The sequence below is a fragment of the Gordonia heveisoli genome (assembly GCF_030315745.1).
Classification (GTDB): Bacteria; Actinomycetota; Actinomycetes; order Mycobacteriales; family Mycobacteriaceae; genus Gordonia.
The window spans coordinates 128,280-145,846 of sequence record NZ_JASXSH010000002.1; the positions used below are offsets into that span (position 1 = coordinate 128,280).

Here is a 17,567-nt window from a genome sequence, read left to right on the forward strand (position 1 = left end):
AGTCGGGTCTTTGTCATACGCGCGCTAATGTTCGCGTCATGACTTCGACGCTCCCCACCGACTCCCCGACCCCGCTCGTCCACATCGACGCGGGCGTCCTGACGATCACGGTATCGACCGCCGCGGCAGGCAATTCGCTCAACGACGACGGCATGGTCGAGGGCACCGCCGCCCTGCGCGCCGTCGCCCGCGGTGAACATCAGGTCGGCGCGGTCCTCCTCGTCGGGGCAGGCGCCAACTTCTGCGCGGGCGGCAACGTGCGGGCCTTCGCCGGCGCCGAACACCGTCCCACCTACCTGCGCCACATCGCCGACACCTTCCACGGACTCGTCGCTGCGCTCTACGAGGCCGACCGCCCCGTCGTCGCCGCCGTCAAGGGCTGGGCGGCCGGAGCGGGGATGTCACTGGTGCTGCACGCCGACGTCGCGATCGGCGGCGAGTCGACCAAGATGCGCCCGGCCTACCGCGGCATCGGGTTGACCCCCGACGGCGGTATGACCTGGACCCTGCCGCGCGCCATCGGCGCCGCCCGAGCTCGCAACGTCATCCTGACCGACAAGGTCGTCTCCGCCACCGAGGCCCTGGACTGGGGGCTGCTGTCGGAGGTCGTCGCCGACGATCAGGTCGAGGCCACCGCGCGCGCGGCAGCCGAGAAGATCGCCGCCGGACCGTGGCAGGCGGATGCGGCCACCCGCCGCCTGCTGTCGCAGTCGGCGGACAACACCCTGCTCGACCAGCTGTCCGCCGAGGCGCAGTCGATCGCCTTCCGCTCGGGCACCGCCGAAGGCACCGAAGGCGTCGACGCCTTTGTCGGTAAGCGCGCACCCGACTTCGGTTCGCTGAGCTAGGGCAGACGCCAGTCGATCGGATCCGCACCCAGATCCTCGAGTTCGGCGTTCGCGCGGCTGAACGGCCGGGAGCCGAAGAAGCCGCGCGACGCCGACAACGGGGACGGATGCGGCGAGACGATCACCGGCACGTCCGGCAGCCACTCCTGCAGATTGGCCGCGTCCCGCCCCCACAGAATCGCGACGAGGGGTTCGTCCCGGTTCACCAGCGCCTTGATGGCACATTCGGTGACCGCCTCCCATCCCTTCTTCCGGTGCGAACCAGCCTCTCCCGGAGCCACCGTGAGCACTCGATTCAGCAGCAGCACACCGGCGTCGGCCCACGGCGTCAAGTCGCCGTTGGCGGGTGTCGGATATCCGAGGTCCGCGCAATACTCGGTGTAGATGTTGGACAGCGAGCGCGGAATCGGTGTCACCTCCGGTGCCACCGAGAAGCTGAGCCCGACCGCATGTCCGGGCGTCGGATAGGGGTCCTGTCCGACGATCAGCACCCGAACGTCGTCGAAGGGACGGTCGAAGGCGCGCAGCACATTCGCGCCGGCGGGCAGATACCCACGTCCGGACGCGAGTTCACCACGTAGGAACTGCCCCATCTCGGCGATCGTCTCCTCGACCGGCGCCAACGCCGCCGCCCAGCCCGGATCGATCAGTTCGGCAAGCGGTTTGGGCGTCACGGCCGCCATCAGTCCAGTCTCCCCATCAGTCGAGTCTCCCCATCAGTCCAGTCTGCTCATCAGTCGAGTCTTCTCAGGGCAGTTCGGTAGTGCTGGGCGTTGCCGAAGTACATCGTGCAGTTCAGGTCGGTATGGCCGTCGGCGACTTCGTATCCCTCACGAATCTTCGCCGGCACGCCCAGCGCCATCCGGCGCGGCGGGACCTCGAAGCCGAACGGGACGACGGCCCCGGCCCCGACGATCGCACCGTCGCCGATCCGAGATCCGTTAAGTACCACCGATCCCGACGCGATCAGCACGTTGTCCCCGATAGTCGAACCCTCGATATGCGCGTTGTGTCCGACCACGCAGTTCGACCCGATGATCGTGGGATCGATGACCGTGCAATGGATCACGGTGCCGTCCTGAATATTCGAGCGCGCACCGACGGTGATCGTCCCGTAGTCGCCACGCAGGACCGCTCCCGGCCACACCGACACCCCGTCGCCGAGGGTGACCGACCCGATGACGACCGCGTCAGGGTGGACATAGACATCGGTGCCGAGAGTCGGCACCCGGTCGTCGAGTGCATAGATCGCCATGTGGCGATCTAATCATCACCTGTTCGGGGACCGAACAGGTGGCGGCTCAACGGTCCCCGATGTCGACGAAGGACTGCCACCCCTGCAATCGCGTTCCGTCCGGACCGTGCAACGGCCCGCCGTCGATCACCACCTCCGGTTCACCGTCGCCCGCTTCGACCGTCCCGATCACCGTCCAGCCCGCGGGCACCCGTGCGGACGAACCGAAGGCGGCCAGCAGTTCATGATCCTCCCCGCCCGCGATCACCCACTCGGTGACGTCGACGCCCAGCCCGGCGGCGAGCGCCGCGACCTCCGGCCGGCGCGGGACCAGATCGGAGCGCACCGACAGCCGATGCCTGCACGCCTGCGCCATCGTGACGAGTTCCTCGACGAGACCGTCGGAGATATCGGTCATCGCATGCGCGCCGGCCGCGGCTGCGACCGGCCCCTGCCCGAGGTCGGGTGTCGGCAGGCGAAAGGCCGCCGTCAGGGCCGCCGCCGCTTCCGGCGACACTCCGCCGGTGTCTCCTCCGGTCAGGATCGCCAGGCCCGCGGCGCATGTGCCGAGCCGACCGCTGACCGCGAGGACGTCACCGACTCGTGCACCGCCGAGTGTCACCGGCGTCCGGCCGTCGAGCGCGCCCACCGACGTGACGCTCACCACCACTTCCCGCGCCGCCACGAGGTCGCCGCCCAGCAATCGCGCCCCGAGCCGATGGGCGGCATCGACCATCCCCTCGTTGAGGTCGAGGACAGTGCCCACCGAGGTGTCGGGTGGGCAGGCTATCGACACCACAATCCCGGTCGTGCGTCCGCCCATGGCCGCGATGTCGGCGGCACTCTGGACCACCGCCCGCGCACCCACCTCACTCGGATGAGACCAGGCAAAACGAAAATGTCGACCCTCTACCGACGTGTCGGTGCTGATGACCGTCGGCACGCCGGTGTCGAGGACCGCCGCATCGTCGCCGGAACCGATCACCAGGTCGTGCCGGTCGTCGTGGCGCGCGGTCGCCGCGGCCGTCAGCGCGGCGATCACCGCGCGCTCGCCGACCTCCCCTACCGACGCCGAACGCAGGATCCCACCGGCGCGCGCACCCTCGCCGCTCGTGGCCATCTCACTCACCCGTTCTCCCTTTGACTCGCGCCCGGCAGGGTTTGTCAGTGACAATGTGTGCCAGAAGTGTATTGGCTCGCCGGGTCCCCCCGGCACGGAGCCGACGTTCCTCGCCGGCGGCGACAGCCGGGTGCGGCGATGTGGCAGAGACCGAAAGGGAGGCCCGTGGTTCAGGCTTACATACTGATCCAGACCGAGGTCGGACGAGCCGCGATCGCCGCGGCGACCATCGCCGAGATCGACGGCGTCGCGTCCTCGGAGGAGGTCAGCGGCCCCTACGACGTGATCGTGCGGGTCGAGGTCGCCGATGCCACCCGGCTCACCGACGACGTCGTGCCGCAGATCCAGAAGGTCGACGGCATCACCCGCACCCTGACGTGCCCGGCGGTCACCCGCCCCCACTAGGGTGGTCGGCGTGACATCAGCAGGTCCCGAGAATGAAGAATCCGGCGAGTCGACCGATGACCGATACGGCTCGGGACCGCGACTGAGTCCCGCACTCATCGCGACGCTCGTCGCCATCCCGGTGATGGTGCTGGTGGGTTTCATCACCTTCGCCGCATTCAAGTCCGACGACGAGAACACCGACCCGGCCGCCAAGTACGCCACCGATCCGGCCCTCGCCCAGGTGTGCCAGAAGTTGCTCGCCGCCGTACCCGATCACTTCGACGGGTACCAGGCCAAAGAGGTTCGCGGCCAGAATGCGGTGTGGGCGGCCACCGGCGACACCGGCGACGACATCAGCCTGCGCTGCGGGGTATCCCGGCCCGCCGACCTCGGACCGAGCAGTTCCCTGCAGGTGATCCGGCCGGCCAACAGCGATGCCGCCCAGTGGTTCCTCGTCGACAGCATCCAGAGTTCCGGGCAGGCGTGGGTGGCCGTCGATCACCGTCCGTACATCCTGCTGTGGTTGCCGGTGAAGGCCGGCGACGCCCCGCTGACCGACATCACCGCCACCCTGACCAAGGTGCTCGAACCGGCACCGCTGGATTTCGGTCCCGCACCCGCAGGCACGTCATCGCCGCCAACTCAGCCGACTCGCTGATCCGACGCCGGCTGCTCCCCGAGGTGCGCGACGCGATAGCGGAGAGTCTCGCAGGGCGCGGACCGAACAGTCAGTCGCGATAGATCTCGGGTTTGGCCCGGCGTCCCAGCAGCAGGCTGACCGCCTCGTTCACCGACAGTCCCTCGTGACACACCTTGTGCACGGCGTCGGTCAGTGGCACCTGCACCTGATGGCGCTGCGCCAGCGCGCGCACCGACGAGCAGGATTTCACCCCTTCGGCGACCTGGCCGTTGGTCGCCTCCTGGGCCTGCGCCATCGTCGCGCCCTCCCCCAGCCGGGCCCCGAAGGTGCGGTTACGCGACAGCGGCGACGAGCAGGTGGCCACCAGGTCGCCGACGCCGGCCAGTCCGGCGATGGTTTCGATGCTGGCGCCCAGCGCGACGCCCAGCCGGATCGTCTCGGCGAGTCCGCGGGTGATGATCGTGGCCAGCGTGTTCTGTCCGAAGCCCAGGCCGCCGGCAATACCGCAGGCCAGCGCGATGACGTTCTTGGCAGCCCCACCGATCTCACACCCGATCACGTCGGTGTTGGTGTAGGGCCGGAAGTAACTGGTCTTGAAGGCCGTCTGCAGGTCGGCCGCCCGCGCTTCGTCGACGCAGGCGATGACGGTGGCCGCGGGCTGACCTTCGGCCACCTCACGAGCCAGATTGGGACCGCTCAGCACGGCGATCTGATCGTCGGCGAAGCCCGTCACCTCCGCGATCACCTGGCTCATCCGCAGCAGGGAACTCGTCTCCACCCCCTTCGCCAGCGACACCAGCGTCGCGTCCTTCGGCAGATGGGGCACCCAGGATTCGAGGTTCGAACGCAAGGACTGGGAGGGAACCGCGCAGACGACGACGTCGGCATCGGCGAGCGCCGCAACCGGGTCACTGGTCGCGACGAGGCCGGTGGGCAACGTGATCCCCGACAGATAGTCGGCGTTGGTGTGCGCGTCGTTGATCTGCGCGGCGAGTTCGGGTCGCCGCGCCCAGATCGTCGTGTCGGTCCCGGCGTCCACCAGAACCTTTGCCGTCGCCGTTCCCCAGGAACCGGCGCCCATCACCACCGCGCGCACAGGCCACCTCTCGCCGAGATCGTGTTCGTGATCACCCTAGTCTCGTCCACACTCTAGTGACGACGATTCCGGGGGCGGGCGCCGGTGCACGACGACCGCGGCTGCGCGTCCGTGCTGCGGTTGATCCATGATGGAGGACATGACATCGCCCGGGCACTCCCCGACCCCGGCCCGGCCGACGGCCGCGCCGGTTGCCGCGGTGCTCGCCGTCAAGGACCTCGTACAGGCGAAATCCCGGCTGGCGGCCGATCACGATATGGGTCCGGCGCATCGCCGACTCGTTCTGGCGATGCTGTGTGACACCCTCGCGGCGATCGCCGATGCCGGTGTGTCCCGTGCGGTGGTGGTCAGTCCCGACGCCGAGGTACTCCAGACGGCCGAACGCTTCGGAGCAGTCGGCGTGGCCGAGGTCGGCCACCCCGCGACCGACGGTGTCAGCGGTCTCAATCACGCGTTCGCCGACGGCGCCGCATTCGCGGCGCGCCGGTGGCCGGAGGCCGGTCGCATCCTGCTGATCCAGGCCGATCTGCCGGCTGCGACAGGCGGTGCCCTCGCCGAGGTTCTCGATGCCGCCCCAACCGGGCGCCACGCGTTTCTGAGCGACCGCGACGGCACCGGCACCGCCCTGCTGATTCGTCCCGCATCATTCTGCGCACCACCACATTTCGGCCCGGCATCGGCATCAGCGCACCGGGGTGACGGCGCCGTCGACCTCGATCCGTCTCGCATCCGCTGGACCGGGCTGCGCACCGATGTCGACACCGTCGACGACCTGCGCGCCGCAGCGATCCTGGGGCTCGGTCGGCACACCCTCACCGCTCTGCACGACACCCCCGGCGCGGTTGAGTTGCGTCACGCTATCGGCATTGACCGCGACACCGCTGTCACCGCCGGGTGCGATGCGTCATGATTGAGGGGTGAGTCCCGCCGACGATATTTCGTCCACCCCTCCGCCCGTCGTCCCGGCTGCTTCGGCGACCGAAACCCCGGCGCTGCCGATCCCGGGCGCACCACCGGCCGCCACCCTGATCCCCGACGAATCGGCCGACCTGCCCGAAGACCGCTACCTCAACCGCGAGCTGAGTTGGCTGGACTTCAATTCCCGGGTGCTCGCGCTCGCCGAGGACACCTCGAGTCCGCTGCTCGAGCGCGCGAAGTTCCTCGCCATCTTCGCCTCCAATCTCGACGAGTTCTTCATGGTGCGCGTCGCCGGACTCAAACGTCGCGACGAGACCGGACTGTCGGTGCGCTCGGCCGACGGATTGTCGCCGCGGGAACAGTTGCTCCGCATCGCGGGCCGCGCCCAGACCATCGCCGACCGCCATGCCCGTGTCTTCCTGGATTCGGTGCGTCCGGCGCTGGCCGAGAACAACATCCACGTCGTGTCCTGGTCGGAGCTGACCGGCGAACAGCAGGCACGGATGACTCAGTATTTCCACGACGAGGTGTTCCCGGTCCTCACCCCGCTCGCGGTGGACCCCGCACATCCCTTCCCGTACATCAGCGGTCTGTCACTGAATCTCGCGGTGACCGTGCGCGACGACGTCGAGGGCGGTGAACACTTCGCCCGAGTCAAGGTTCCCGACAACGTGAACCGTTTCGTCCGGGTCGACCAACTCGTGCCACGCCCGGCCGGGGACACCCGCCGAGAGGGCAAGGACATTCACCGCCCGGTGGTCTTCCTGCCGATGGAGAATCTCATCGCGGCCAACCTGGAACATCTGTTCCCCGGTATGGAAATCGTTGAGCACCACGCCTTCCGCATCACCCGTAACGCCGATTTCGAGGTCGAAGAGGACCGCGACGAGGATCTGCTCCAGGCGCTCGAACGCGAACTCGCCCGCCGCCGTTTCGGTTCGCCGGTGCGCCTCGAAGTGGCCGACGACATGAGCGAGCACATGCTCGAGCTGTTGCTACGCGAACTCGACGTCAATCCGGCCGACGTCATCGAAGTACCCGGACTGCTCGACCTGTCGTCGTTGTTCCAGGTTCACGCACTCGATCGGCCGCAGCTCAAGGACCGCCCGTTCGTCCCCGGGACCCACCCGGCCTTCGGCGAGCGCGAGACGCCCAAGAGTGTGTTCTCGACGCTGCGCGAAGGCGACGTCCTCGTGCACCATCCCTATGACTCGTTCTCGACGAGCGTCCAGCGGTTCATCGAGCAGGCCGCCGCCGATCCGCAGGTGCTGGCGATCAAGCAGACCCTGTACCGCACCTCGGGTGATTCCCCGATCGTCAACGCGCTCATCGACGCCGCCGAAGCAGGCAAGCAGGTCGTCGCACTCGTCGAGATCAAGGCCCGCTTCGACGAGCAGGCCAACATCAAGTGGGCCCGCCAGCTCGAACAGGCCGGGGTGCACGTGGTCTACGGACTCGTCGGTCTCAAAACGCATTGCAAGACTTGTCTGGTGGTGCGGCGTGAGGGTTCGACGATCAAGCGCTACTGCCACATCGGCACCGGCAACTACAACCCGAAGACCGCGCGTCTGTACGAGGACGTGGGCTTGCTGACGGCCAACCCCGACATCGGCGCGGATCTGACGGACCTGTTCAACACGCTGACCGGCTATTCGCGTAAACGCGAATACCGGAACATTCTGGTGGCGCCGCACGGAATCCGGTCGGGCATCATCTCTCGGATCGATCGGGAGATCGAATTGCACCGGGCGGGCAATACGGCCGCGCGGATTCAACTGAAGGCCAATGCGCTCGTCGACGAACAGGTCATCGACGCGCTCTATCGCGCCTCGCAGAGCGGCGTGCCCGTCGAGATCGTCGTGCGCGGCATCTGCGCGCTACGTCCGGGTATGGAGGGTGTCAGCGACAACATCGTCGTCCGCTCGATTCTCGGTCAGTTCCTGGAACATTCACGGATTCTGTATTTCGGGGCTCAGGACGAGTATTGGATCGGCAGCGCCGACATGATGCATCGCAATCTCGACCGGCGCGTCGAGGTGATGGTCAATGTCCGCGACCGCCGACTCACCGGTGAACTCGGCGAGATCTTCGCCTCGGCGCTCGATCCCCGGACCCGCTGCTGGGTCCTGCAGTCCGACGGTAGCTGGGTGGCCTCCCCTGCCGCGGGTGAAGAGGTGCGCGACCATCAGCGCCAGATGATGCGCCGCAACCGCCGGCGGCCCGACGCCGGTTCGTGACCGACCGGGCCTGGCCCCGACGCTCCACCACCCCGACACCGTGACCCGAATCGATCCGGAGAACAGGAATCCATGTCCATGTCGGTGAAGACGATCTGGGCCGCCGGTGCGGTGGTCTGGCGGCGCACAGATGACGGGATCGAGGTGGCGGTGGTCCATCGGCCGCGGTACCACGACTGGACCCTGCCCAAGGGCAAGGCCGAAGCCGGAGAGACACTGCTGGATACGGCAGTCCGCGAGATCGCCGAGGAGACCGGTTATTCGGTGCGGCTCGGTCGCCACCTCCTCGATGTCGGATACGACCTCGAGCATTCCCGCAAGAATGTCCGCTATTGGGCGGCGCGCGCGGTATCGGGTGAGTTCGTGGCCAACCGCGAAGTCGACCAATTGCGGTGGATCACCGTCGATGAGGCCGCCGGCCTGCTCAGCTATCGACTGGACCGGAAGGTCTTGAAGGAGTTCAATCGACTGCCCGCCGATCTACACACCATGCTGCTGGTGCGCCACGCGAAGGCCGGGCGCCGCAGCCGATACAAGGGCGACGACCGTCTGCGTCCGTTGGAGAAGGCCGGACGGAAGCAGGCCGACGCGCTGGTGAATGTGCTCGGCGCATTCGGCGTCGACCACCTACATGCGGCGGAACGTGTCCGCTGCCACCAGACCTTCGAACCAGCCGCCGACCATCTCGCCCTCCCCATCGAGGGGGAACCGGTCTTTTCCGACGAGGCCTATGAGCAGGCGCCGGAGTTGACACAGGAACGTGCGTTGCGGCTCGCCGCGGATTCCGATGGGATCCACGCGATCTGCAGCCAGGGCGCGGTGATCCCGGCGCTGATGGAGTGGTGGGCCGATCATCACGGTGTGGCGTTGCCGCCCAACCGCAATCGGAAGGGCAGCATCTGGGTGCTGTCGCTGCTCGACGGACGGCTGATGGCCGCCGATCACATCCCGAGCGCGCTGCCGACCGCCGACTGACCCCGAAAACGACTCAACCCCCGACGGGGGAAGGACGTCGGGGGTTGAGTCGATGTGGTGTCAGCCGATCAGCGGCGGGTCGCCTTCTTGGCCGGAGCCTTCTTGGCGGCGGTCGCCTTCTTGGCCGGAGCCTTCTTGGCTGCCGTGGTGGCCTTCTTGGCGGGAGCTGCCTTCTTGGCCGCGGTGGTCTTCTTGGCTGCCGTGGTGGCCTTCTTGGCCGGAGCTGCCTTCTTGGCCGCGGTGGTCTTCTTGGCTGCCGTGGTGGCCTTCTTGGCCGGAGCTGCCTTCTTGGCCGCCGTGACCTTCTTGGCCGGAGCTGCCTTCTTGGCCGGAGCCTTCTTGGCTGCCGTGGTCTTCTTGGCCGCAGCCTTCTTCGCCGGTGCGGCGGTGGCCGCGCTACCGCGCTTGACTGCCGGGCCGGTGGCCGACAGCTTCTGCTTGCCGGCGACAACAGCCTTGAACTGGGCGCCCGGACGGAACGCGGGAACCGAAGTGGCGCGGACCTTCACGGTCTCACCGGTGCGCGGGTTGCGCGCGACGCGCGGCGCGCGCTTGCGCTTCTCGAAAACACCGAATCCGGTGATCGTGACGCTCTCGCCCTTGTTGACGGCGCGCACGATCGTGTCGACGATCAGCTCGACGGCTTCAGTCGCAGTCTTGCGATCCGCGTCGAGCTTCTTGGTTAGCTCATCGATGAGCTCTGCCTTGTTCATTTAAAACCTCCGCAAGCTGTTCTGACCACGAATTTTGGTCAGCTACCACCACACGGTAAACGTCGAATTCGAAAACGTCCATCTTCCACGCCAATTAGATGGCCGTGTTGCGAAATCGGTAGTGAATACCACCTTCTCCGGTGATGGTGCCCGAAGGCACAGACACCGCCCGCCGATTAGCCGCCGAGTGTGACGGGCTTCCAGTTCGGGCGGGCCTTCTCATACTCGGAAATCGCGTCTACCTGGCGCAATGTCAATCCGATGTCGTCGAGGCCCTCCATCAGACGCCACCGCGTGTAGTCATCAATTGCCAACGGCACCACGAGTTCTCCCGCGGAAACGGTCTTATCGGCAAGGCTGACGGTCAATTCCAGTCCGGGCTGCTCCTCGAGTCGCTTCCACAGCAACTCGACGTCGGACTGCTCGACCTGAGCCGCGACCAGCCCCGCCTTACCCGCGTTGCCACGAAAGATGTCGGCGAAGCGCGACGAGATGACTACTCGAAAGCCGAAGTCCGACAGCGCCCAGACCGCGTGCTCACGCGAGGAGCCGGTACCGAAGTCGGGACCGGCGACCAGCACCGACCCGTGACTCCACGGCTCGTTGTTGAGGATGAAGTCCGGGTCGGCGCGCCAGCCGGCGAAGAGCCCGTCCTCAAAACCGGTGCGGGTCACCCGCTTCAGGTAGACGGCCGGGATGATCTGGTCGGTGTCGACATTGCTGCGGCGCAGCGGAACGCCGACGCCGGTGTGTTCGATGAATGGTTGCATCGGGAAACCTGTTCGTTGTCTGTGAAGCAGAGTGGGTCAGTTGAGATCGGCGGGAGCCGAGAGCGTTCCTCGGACGGCGGTCGCGGCGGCCACTGCCGGCGACACCAGATGGGTGCGCCCGCCTTTGCCCTGCCGCCCTTCGAAGTTGCGGTTCGACGTAGAGGCGCAACGCTCGCCGGGAGCGAGCTGGTCGGGGTTCATACCCAGACACATCGAGCAACCGGCCTGACGCCATTCGGCACCCGCGGAGACGAAGATCTCACCGAGACCCTCCTCCTCGGCCTGCGCGCGCACCCGCATCGAACCGGGCACGATCAGCATCCGCATCCCGTCGGCGACCTTGCGTCCCTTGAGGATGTCGGCGACCGCACGCAGATCCTCGATCCGGCCATTGGTGCAAGATCCGACGAACACGGTGTCCACCTTGACCTCACGCAGCGGGGTTCCCGGCGTCAGAGCCATGTACTCCAGCGCCTTGGCGGCGGCGATTTTCGCGTTCTCGTCACCGAAATCCTCCGGATCGGGCACCGAGGATCCCAGCGGCGCACCCTGTCCCGGGTTCGTGCCCCAGGTGACGAACGGTGTCAGCGCCGCACCGTCGATATGCACCTCGGCGTCGAAGGTGGCCCCCTCGTCGGTGCGCAAACTGTCCCAATATGCCACCGCGGCATCCCAATCAGCGCCCTGCGGGGCGTGCGGACGACCCTTGAGGAAGTCGTAGGTGATCTGATCCGGCGCGATCATGCCGGCACGCGCCCCAGCCTCGATGGACATGTTGCAGATCGTCATCCGCGCCTCCATCGACAGCTTCTCGATGGCCGAGCCCCGGTATTCGAGCACATAACCTTGTCCGCCACCGGTTCCGATCTTCGCGATGACGGCCAGGATGAGGTCCTTGCTGGTGACCCCGGGAGCCAGATCGCCGTCGACGTTGATGGCCATCGTCTTGAACGGGCGCAGCGACAACGTCTGGGTGGCCATCACGTGCTCGACCTCGGAGGTGCCGATTCCCATTGCGAGGGCACCGAATGCACCATGCGTCGAGGTATGGCTGTCGCCGCAGACCACGGTCATACCGGGCTGGGTCAGACCCAGCTGCGGTCCGACGACATGCACGATGCCCTGCTCGGCATCACCCATCGGATGCAACCGGATGCCGAACTCGGCGCAGTTGCGGCGCAAGGTCTCCACCTGCGTCCGCGACACCTCGTCGGCGATCGGCTTGTCGATGTCGATCGTCGGGACGTTGTGATCCTCGGTCGCGATCGTCAGGTCGGGGCGACGAACCGGACGACCCGCCAGCCGCAGACCTTCGAAGGCCTGCGGGCTCGTCACCTCGTGGACGAGATGGAGGTCGATGTAGATCAGGTCGGGATTCTGCGCACCCGATGCATCCTTGTCGCCGGGCACGACGACATGGTCGGTCCACACCTTTTCGGCGAGAGTACGCGGCTGGGTTGGGCTGTCACTCATGGCTGCACTCGATATCTCGTGGGCTGCTTACATTCTTCGGATTCACCGACCGGCTGAACACGGTGCTGCCGATGCGGTGTCGTCGTGGTCGCTGACCACGACGTCGGAGCAATTCCGCAACACCATGTGCATCTCAACATATGGACAGTTAGTATCGGCCTATGGGAAATGATAGCGCATCGGCAGCTGCCAGCGGAATTGGCGTACTCGACAAATCTGTCGCCGTACTGCGCGCCATCGCCGAGACTCCGTGCAATCTCACCGAACTCTGCGCCCGCACCGGGCTGCCCCGGGCGACCGCGCATCGCCTGGCGGTCGGACTGGAGACCCACCGGCTGCTCACCCGCGATTCCGCCGGCCGGTGGCAGCCCGGACCCGCGTTGGGCGAATTGGCCGCCTCCGCACACGATCCGGTCACCGAATCCGCACTGATGGTGCTACCCCGGCTGCGCGACATCACCGGCGAATCCGTTCAGGTCTACCGCCGCGAGGGTGCCGAACGTGTCTGCGTCGCCGCCATGGAACCCCACACCGGACTGCGCGACACCGTCCCGGTCGGCACCCGCCTCCCGATGACAGCCGGCTCGGCGGCCAAGGTGCTGCTCGCTTGGGCCGATCCGTCCACACAGCGAGCACTGATGCACGACAGCGTGTTCAGCGATCGCTCCCTGCACGAGATCCGGCGACGCGGGTGGGCCCAGAGTGCCGGCGAACGCGCAGCCGGAGTCGCCAGCGTGTCAGCACCGGTTCGCAACGGCAGCGGCGACGTGGTGGCCGCGATCTCGGTGTCGGGTCCCATCGACCGAATCGGCAGGCGACCGGGGGCGCGCTGGGCCGCGGACCTCCTGGCCGCCGCCGACGCCATCCACAAGCGACTGCAAACCGGGCGCCACTGAGCCGCCGGACACGGTGGGTTAGCGTCTGTGAGGTAGCGAACAATCACCCGGGCCGACAGGCCACCGAGCGGAAGTGACCGAGCATGGGCGTCAACCAACGAAGTCAGATCGTGATGTCGGACAAGGAGATCACCGACTTCATCGCAGCGAGTCGGACCGCCACCCTGGCCACCACCGGCCCCGACGGCAGTATCCATCTGGTCGCCATGTGGTACGGCATCATCGACGGTGAGATCTGGTTCGAGACGAAGGCCAAATCACAGAAGGCGGTCAACCTCGTCCGGAACGCGCGCTGCTCGGTGATGATCGAGGACGGCGACACCTACGACAGCCTGCGCGGCGTCGCGATCGAGGGCACCGCCGAGATCCTCGACGATCCCGACTCCTGCCACCGCATCGGTGTCAGCGTCTGGGAGCGCTACACCGGCCCCTACACCGATGAGATGAAACCCTTCGTCGACCAGATGATGCACAAGCGCGTCGCGGTACGCGTGGTGCCGTCGCGGACGCGGTCGTGGGATCACCGCAAGCTGGGGCTGGACCCGATGCCCGTCGCGGGTTCGACAGCGCCATCGGCCTGACCCTCCCCATCGGCCGAAAGTAGGGGACGAATGTTCCTCCCCGACGTCTGCGTTCCTCGCCCAGTTGTACCTCGGGGACGATCGCGAACCTAAGGGACGAACACGAACGAACACCCGGCGAACGCCGCAGACGAAAAGACCCCCTTCCGAGTGGAAGGGGGTCTGCTCGTTGTAGCCCCGACGGGATTCGAACCCGCGCTACCGCCTTGAGAGGGCGGCGTCCTAGGCCGCTAGACGACGGGGCCAAGGAACTTCTTTCGGTGAGAGACCCTAGCAGGCGCTCACCGCATTCAGTTCGCTGGGGTACCAGGACTCGAACCTAGAATGGCTGAACCAGAATCAGCTGTGTTGCCAATTACACCATACCCCAAGGTTTTCTCGATTCCTTGCGGTCTCGAACCGAGAAGAACATTAGCAAACACTTAGGGGTCAACTACAAATCGCCTGGTCAAAGGCCTATTTTGCCGAGAGTTCGGCAGCCGCCGCCAGTCGCGCGAGGCTCTTATCGCGGCCCAGGATCTCCATCGACTCGAACAGCGGCGGACTCACCTGCGAGCCGGTGACAGCCACCCGCACCGGACCGAAGGCCTTCCGCGGCTTGAGCTCCAATCCGTCCACCAGAGCCGCGTTGAGGGCCTCCTGGAGTGCCTCGGTTGTCCACTCCGGGAGCGCGGCGACAGCCTCGATGGCGGCCTGCAGCACAGGTACCGCGTCGGCACCCAGATTCTTGTTCGCCGACTTCTCGTCGATCTCGAACTCGTCGTCGGACACGTAGGCGAACTTGATCAGATCCCAGGCCTCACCGAGTACCTGGATACGGGTCTGGACGAGGTCGGCGAGTGCGCCGAAGACGGCATCGTCGGCGTCCGCGGGCAGCGCGCCGTGTCCCACCAGGTAGGCCTTCAGTCGCGCCGCGAAGTCGGTTGGTTCCAGCCGGCGGATGTGTTCGGCGTTGATCGCGTCGGCCTTCTTCTGGTCGAAGCGGGCGGGATTCGAATTCACCTGCCGCACATCGAAGGCCGCGATCATCTCGTCGAGGGTGAACACATCGGAATCGCCGGAGTAGCCCCAGCCGAGCAAGGCCAGGTAGTTGAGCAACCCCTCCGGGATGAAGCCGCGGTCGCGGTGATGGAACAGATTCGACTCCGGGTCGCGCTTGGAGAGCTTCTTGTTGCCCTCCCCCATCACGAAGGGCAGATGCCCGAAGACCGGCACCGCGTCGGCGACCCCGATGCGGATGAGCGCCTCGTACAGCGCGATCTGACGCGGCGTGGACGACAGCAGGTCCTCACCGCGCAGCACGTGCGTGATCTTCATCATCGCGTCGTCGACCGGATTGACCAGGGTGTAGAGCGGATCGCCGTTCGCGCGGGTGAGCGCGAAGTCGGGCACCGTGCCCGCCTTGATCGTCGTGGTGCCGCGAACGAGGTCGTCCCACGCGATGTCGGCATCCGGCATACGCAGCCGCACAACAGCTTTGCGTCCCTCGGCGACATACGCGGCACGCTGCTCGTCGGTGAGGTCACGATCGAAGTTGTCGTAGCCGAGTTTCGGGTCGCGGCCGGCCGCCCGATGCCGGGCCTCGACCTCCTCCGGGGTCGAGAAGGCCTCGTAGGCCTCCCCCGCCGCCAGCAGCCGACGGACCACATCGTGGTGGATCTCACGCCGCTGCGACTGCCGGTAGGGGCCGTACGGACCGCCGACCTCGGGTCCCTCGTCCCAGTTCAGTCCCAGCCATCGCAGCGATTCGAGGATCGCGTCGTAGGACTCCTGACTGTCGCGCGCCGCGTCGGTGTCCTCGATGCGGAAGACGAAGGTGCCGCCGTCGTGGCGGGCCTGCACGAAGTTGAACAGCGCGGTGCGGACCATGCCGACATGCGGGGTTCCGGTCGGCGACGGGCAGAATCGGACGCGCACAGCACTGTTCTCGGTCATGCCCTCGAGCGTATCGAACCGCCGGTCGCGTCCTGTCGAGTCCCCGAACTCACCGCGGCGAGCGTGTGGGCGTTCAGCGCTGGCGCGCCAAGAACTCCACCAGCAGTCGATTCACCTCGGCGGGCTGCTCCAGATAGCCGTAGTGACCAGCCTTGGCGACCTCGGCATATTCGCCACCGGGGATCGCCTCGGCGACCTCACGGGCGAGCCTGGGCGGCAGGGTGCGGTCGTCGGCGAATCCGATCACCAGCGCCGGCCGGGTGATCCCGCGGTAGGCGGCCAGTCGATCGAGTTCGCGGTGATGCAGTTCCAGTTGTGCGCGCACCCCCGGAGTCACCTTCTGTGGTGAGAACCCGATGATGTCGAGCCAGTCGCGCGCACTGCGGTCGTCGGCGAGGGTGTGCGGCGACAGATTCAGATGAGCGGTGATCGCCGCCTCGTATTCGCGCGGGAGTGTGATGTTGTTGTCATAGAGCGCCCGTTCGCCCGCCGAGATGGCTTCTTGCAGAGGCGTACTGCGACCGTAGGTGGCCAGCATCACCGCGGCGCGGACAAGATCGGGACGCGCCAGGGCGAGTTCCTGGGTGATGCGCGCGCCCAATGAGGTACCGACCACCAGCGCGGGTCCACCGAGATGCTCGATCAGGGCGGCGGTGTCGGCGACCATGTCGTCGATGGTGAAACCGTCGCCGCATTCCGACGACGGGGCGATGCCACGGTTGTCGAAGGTCACCACCCGGTACCCGGCTTTCACCAGCGCCGGCTGCTGATTCGCCCGCCACACCCGGCCGGGGCTGCCGGTACCCATCACCATGACGACCAGCGGGCCGTCGCCGGTGGACTCGTAGGCGAGGTCGATGCCGTTGAGGCGGGCGATCGTCGGGGCGGTCACGGCTTGTCCACCACCGGATTCGACAATGTGCCCAGACCTTCGACGGTTACCGAAACCCGTTGTCCGGCAATCATCGGACCGATCCCCTCGGGGGTGCCGGTCAGGATCACGTCACCCGGCAGCAGCGTCATCACACCGGAGATCCATTCCACGATCTTGCCGATGTCGTGCAGCATCAGCGACGTCCGGCTGCGCTGACGCACCTCACCGTCGAGTTCGGTCCGCAGTTCGACGTCGGCCGGGTCGAAATCGGTCTCGATCCACGGCCCGAGCGGACAGAAGGTGTCATACCCCTTGGCCCGGGTCCACTGACCGTCGATCGCCTGCTGATCGCGCGCGGTGACGTCGTTGGCCACCGTAAAACCGAGGATCACGTCGTTGGCCTGCGCGGCCTTCACGTCCTTACACGGACGCCCGATGACGATCGCCAGTTCGCCTTCGAAGTCGACCCGTTCCGATGACGGCGGCCGGACGATGGGAACCTCCGGGCCGACGATCGAGGTGTTCGGCTTGATGAAGATGACCGGGTCGGCGGGGGCCTCGCCACCCATCTCGGCGGCGTGGGCCGCGTAGTTCTTGCCGATGCAGATCACCTTGCTCGCCAGGATCGGAGCCAGCAGTCGCACGTCGGCGAGCGGCCAGGATCGGCCGGTGAAGGTCGGGGTCCCGAAGGGATGTTCGGCGATCTCGGCCGCGACCGGACCGTTCTCACCGTCGGTGATCGAGACGAAGGCGACACCGTCCGGACTGGCGATTCGAGCTAGACGCATGGCGTAAACCCTATCGCACCGCCCGATCTCACCTGTTGGAACCGAGTTGGCCACCCCCGAGTCCAGTTCTAGAATGTGGACG

At 66.7% G+C, this 17,567-nt stretch carries 18 protein-coding genes and 2 tRNA genes; 8 read left to right on the plus strand and 12 right to left on the minus strand.

From position 1 onward, the window contains the following. Positions 1 to 38 precede the first annotated feature (38 nt). The gene (locus QSJ18_RS02265) at positions 39 to 848 is read left to right on the plus strand and encodes an enoyl-CoA hydratase/isomerase family protein (protein ID WP_286324586.1); all 810 of its coding nucleotides are present in this window, start codon (positions 39 to 41) and stop codon (positions 846 to 848) included. On the opposite strand, the gene QSJ18_RS02270 is transcribed toward QSJ18_RS02265, so the two are convergent. Genes QSJ18_RS02270 through thiL form a run of 3 tightly spaced genes read right to left on the minus strand, consistent with a single transcriptional unit; the run spans position 845 to position 3,202 of the window. After that, positions 845 to 1,531, minus strand: coding sequence for a uracil-DNA glycosylase (locus tag QSJ18_RS02270; protein ID WP_286324587.1), 687 nt, complete (start codon positions 1,529 to 1,531; stop codon positions 845 to 847). The genes QSJ18_RS02265 and QSJ18_RS02270 overlap by 4 nt on opposite strands. 50 nt (positions 1,532 to 1,581) lie before the next feature. Continuing rightward, positions 1,582 to 2,103: a gamma carbonic anhydrase family protein gene (locus QSJ18_RS02275; protein ID WP_286324588.1), complete on the minus strand. Its 522-nt coding sequence runs from the start codon at positions 2,101 to 2,103 to the stop codon at positions 1,582 to 1,584. Between the two features lie 46 nt (positions 2,104 to 2,149). After that, positions 2,150 to 3,202 carry a thiamine-phosphate kinase gene (gene thiL, locus QSJ18_RS02280; protein WP_286324815.1) on the minus strand — a complete coding sequence of 351 codons (1,053 nt, stop codon included), beginning with the start codon at positions 3,200 to 3,202 and terminating at the stop codon, positions 2,150 to 2,152. 138 nt (positions 3,203 to 3,340) lie between these two features. Here thiL and QSJ18_RS02285 point away from each other — a divergent pair, with 138 nt between their 5' ends. Both QSJ18_RS02285 and QSJ18_RS02290 read left to right on the plus strand, forming a co-directional pair. Beyond that, on the plus strand, positions 3,341 to 3,607 hold the full coding sequence (locus QSJ18_RS02285) for an Lrp/AsnC ligand binding domain-containing protein (RefSeq protein WP_286324589.1): 267 nt from the start codon (positions 3,341 to 3,343) through the stop codon (positions 3,605 to 3,607). 10 nt (positions 3,608 to 3,617) lie between these two features. Continuing rightward, complete coding sequence (locus QSJ18_RS02290) at positions 3,618 to 4,247, plus strand: DUF3515 domain-containing protein (RefSeq protein ID WP_286324590.1); 630 nt, start codon at positions 3,618 to 3,620, stop codon at positions 4,245 to 4,247. A 70-nt stretch (positions 4,248 to 4,317) separates the two neighbouring features. Here QSJ18_RS02290 and QSJ18_RS02295 read toward each other — a convergent pair whose 3' ends face one another. Next, positions 4,318 to 5,325, minus strand: a complete 1,008-nt coding sequence (locus tag QSJ18_RS02295) for an NAD(P)H-dependent glycerol-3-phosphate dehydrogenase (protein ID WP_286324591.1) — start codon at positions 5,323 to 5,325, stop codon at positions 4,318 to 4,320. Between the two features lie 139 nt (positions 5,326 to 5,464). Between QSJ18_RS02295 and cofC the strand changes: the two genes are divergently transcribed. The 3 genes from cofC to QSJ18_RS02310 all read left to right on the plus strand — a co-directional run bounded on the left by cofC (position 5,465) and on the right by QSJ18_RS02310 (position 9,455). Then, positions 5,465 to 6,235 carry a 2-phospho-L-lactate guanylyltransferase gene (gene cofC, locus QSJ18_RS02300; RefSeq protein WP_286324592.1) on the plus strand — a complete coding sequence of 257 codons (771 nt, stop codon included), beginning with the start codon at positions 5,465 to 5,467 and terminating at the stop codon, positions 6,233 to 6,235. Between the two features lie 7 nt (positions 6,236 to 6,242). Beyond that, positions 6,243 to 8,480: an RNA degradosome polyphosphate kinase gene (locus QSJ18_RS02305; RefSeq protein WP_462475963.1), complete on the plus strand. Its 2,238-nt coding sequence runs from the start codon at positions 6,243 to 6,245 to the stop codon at positions 8,478 to 8,480. A 72-nt stretch (positions 8,481 to 8,552) separates the two neighbouring features. Continuing rightward, entirely contained in the window at positions 8,553 to 9,455 is a 903-nt protein-coding gene (locus tag QSJ18_RS02310) for an NUDIX hydrolase (protein ID WP_286324593.1), read from the plus strand. A gap of 68 nt (positions 9,456 to 9,523) precedes the next feature. Here QSJ18_RS02310 and QSJ18_RS02315 read toward each other — a convergent pair whose 3' ends face one another. The 3 genes from QSJ18_RS02315 to leuC form a co-directional block, all read right to left on the minus strand. Next, positions 9,524 to 10,168, minus strand: coding sequence for an HU family DNA-binding protein (locus QSJ18_RS02315; protein ID WP_286324594.1), 645 nt, complete (start codon positions 10,166 to 10,168; stop codon positions 9,524 to 9,526). A gap of 176 nt (positions 10,169 to 10,344) precedes the next feature. Continuing rightward, positions 10,345 to 10,938, minus strand: coding sequence for a 3-isopropylmalate dehydratase small subunit (gene leuD, locus QSJ18_RS02320; RefSeq protein WP_286324595.1), 594 nt, complete (start codon positions 10,936 to 10,938; stop codon positions 10,345 to 10,347). A gap of 36 nt (positions 10,939 to 10,974) precedes the next feature. Further along, positions 10,975 to 12,411, minus strand: a complete 1,437-nt coding sequence (gene leuC, locus QSJ18_RS02325) for a 3-isopropylmalate dehydratase large subunit (protein ID WP_286324597.1) — start codon at positions 12,409 to 12,411, stop codon at positions 10,975 to 10,977. 161 nt (positions 12,412 to 12,572) lie between these two features. Between leuC and QSJ18_RS02330 the strand changes: the two genes are divergently transcribed. Then, the gene (locus QSJ18_RS02330) at positions 12,573 to 13,307 is read left to right on the plus strand and encodes an IclR family transcriptional regulator (protein WP_286324599.1); all 735 of its coding nucleotides are present in this window, start codon (positions 12,573 to 12,575) and stop codon (positions 13,305 to 13,307) included. Positions 13,308 to 13,390: 83 nt separating this feature from the next. Beyond that, positions 13,391 to 13,888: a PPOX class F420-dependent oxidoreductase gene (locus QSJ18_RS02335; RefSeq protein ID WP_286324600.1), complete on the plus strand. Its 498-nt coding sequence runs from the start codon at positions 13,391 to 13,393 to the stop codon at positions 13,886 to 13,888. A gap of 172 nt (positions 13,889 to 14,060) precedes the next feature. Here QSJ18_RS02335 and QSJ18_RS02340 read toward each other — a convergent pair. From QSJ18_RS02340 to QSJ18_RS02360, 5 genes are all read right to left on the minus strand, one after another. Then, a tRNA-Glu gene (locus tag QSJ18_RS02340) sits at positions 14,061 to 14,133 on the minus strand. Between the two features lie 53 nt (positions 14,134 to 14,186). After that, positions 14,187 to 14,258, minus strand: a tRNA-Gln gene (locus tag QSJ18_RS02345). Between the two features lie 86 nt (positions 14,259 to 14,344). After that, positions 14,345 to 15,823 carry a glutamate--tRNA ligase gene (gene gltX / locus QSJ18_RS02350; protein WP_286324601.1) on the minus strand — a complete coding sequence of 493 codons (1,479 nt, stop codon included), beginning with the start codon at positions 15,821 to 15,823 and terminating at the stop codon, positions 14,345 to 14,347. A 73-nt stretch (positions 15,824 to 15,896) separates the two neighbouring features. Next, entirely contained in the window at positions 15,897 to 16,715 is an 819-nt protein-coding gene (locus tag QSJ18_RS02355; RefSeq protein WP_286324602.1) for an alpha/beta fold hydrolase, read from the minus strand. Then, positions 16,712 to 17,485: a fumarylacetoacetate hydrolase family protein gene (locus QSJ18_RS02360; protein ID WP_286324603.1), complete on the minus strand. Its 774-nt coding sequence runs from the start codon at positions 17,483 to 17,485 to the stop codon at positions 16,712 to 16,714. The genes QSJ18_RS02355 and QSJ18_RS02360 overlap by 4 nt, the downstream gene beginning before the upstream one ends. Positions 17,486 to 17,567: the final 82 nt, after the last annotated feature.

Bases quoted from the DNA above. Each gene is read 5' to 3' on its own strand.
- QSJ18_RS02265 (WP_286324586.1), top strand. From the start codon at position 39: ATGACTTCGACGCTCCCCACCGACTCCCCGACCCCGCTCGTCCACATC.
- QSJ18_RS02270 (WP_286324587.1), bottom strand. From the start codon at position 1,531: ATGGCGGCCGTGACGCCCAAACCGCTTGCCGAACTGATCGATCCGGGC.
- QSJ18_RS02275 (WP_286324588.1), bottom strand. From the start codon at position 2,103: ATGGCGATCTATGCACTCGACGACCGGGTGCCGACTCTCGGCACCGAT.
- thiL (WP_286324815.1), bottom strand. From the start codon at position 3,202: ATGGCCACGAGCGGCGAGGGTGCGCGCGCCGGTGGGATCCTGCGTTCG.
- QSJ18_RS02285 (WP_286324589.1), top strand. From the start codon at position 3,341: ATGTGGCAGAGACCGAAAGGGAGGCCCGTGGTTCAGGCTTACATACTG.
- cofC (WP_286324592.1), top strand. From the start codon at position 5,465: ATGACATCGCCCGGGCACTCCCCGACCCCGGCCCGGCCGACGGCCGCG.
- QSJ18_RS02310 (WP_286324593.1), top strand. From the start codon at position 8,553: ATGTCCATGTCGGTGAAGACGATCTGGGCCGCCGGTGCGGTGGTCTGG.
- QSJ18_RS02315 (WP_286324594.1), bottom strand. From the start codon at position 10,168: ATGAACAAGGCAGAGCTCATCGATGAGCTAACCAAGAAGCTCGACGCG.
- leuD (WP_286324595.1), bottom strand. From the start codon at position 10,938: ATGCAACCATTCATCGAACACACCGGCGTCGGCGTTCCGCTGCGCCGC.
- leuC (WP_286324597.1), bottom strand. From the start codon at position 12,411: ATGAGTGACAGCCCAACCCAGCCGCGTACTCTCGCCGAAAAGGTGTGG.
- QSJ18_RS02330 (WP_286324599.1), top strand. From the start codon at position 12,573: ATGGGAAATGATAGCGCATCGGCAGCTGCCAGCGGAATTGGCGTACTC.
- QSJ18_RS02335 (WP_286324600.1), top strand. From the start codon at position 13,391: ATGGGCGTCAACCAACGAAGTCAGATCGTGATGTCGGACAAGGAGATC.
- gltX (WP_286324601.1), bottom strand. From the start codon at position 15,823: ATGACCGAGAACAGTGCTGTGCGCGTCCGATTCTGCCCGTCGCCGACC.
- QSJ18_RS02360 (WP_286324603.1), bottom strand. From the start codon at position 17,485: ATGCGTCTAGCTCGAATCGCCAGTCCGGACGGTGTCGCCTTCGTCTCG.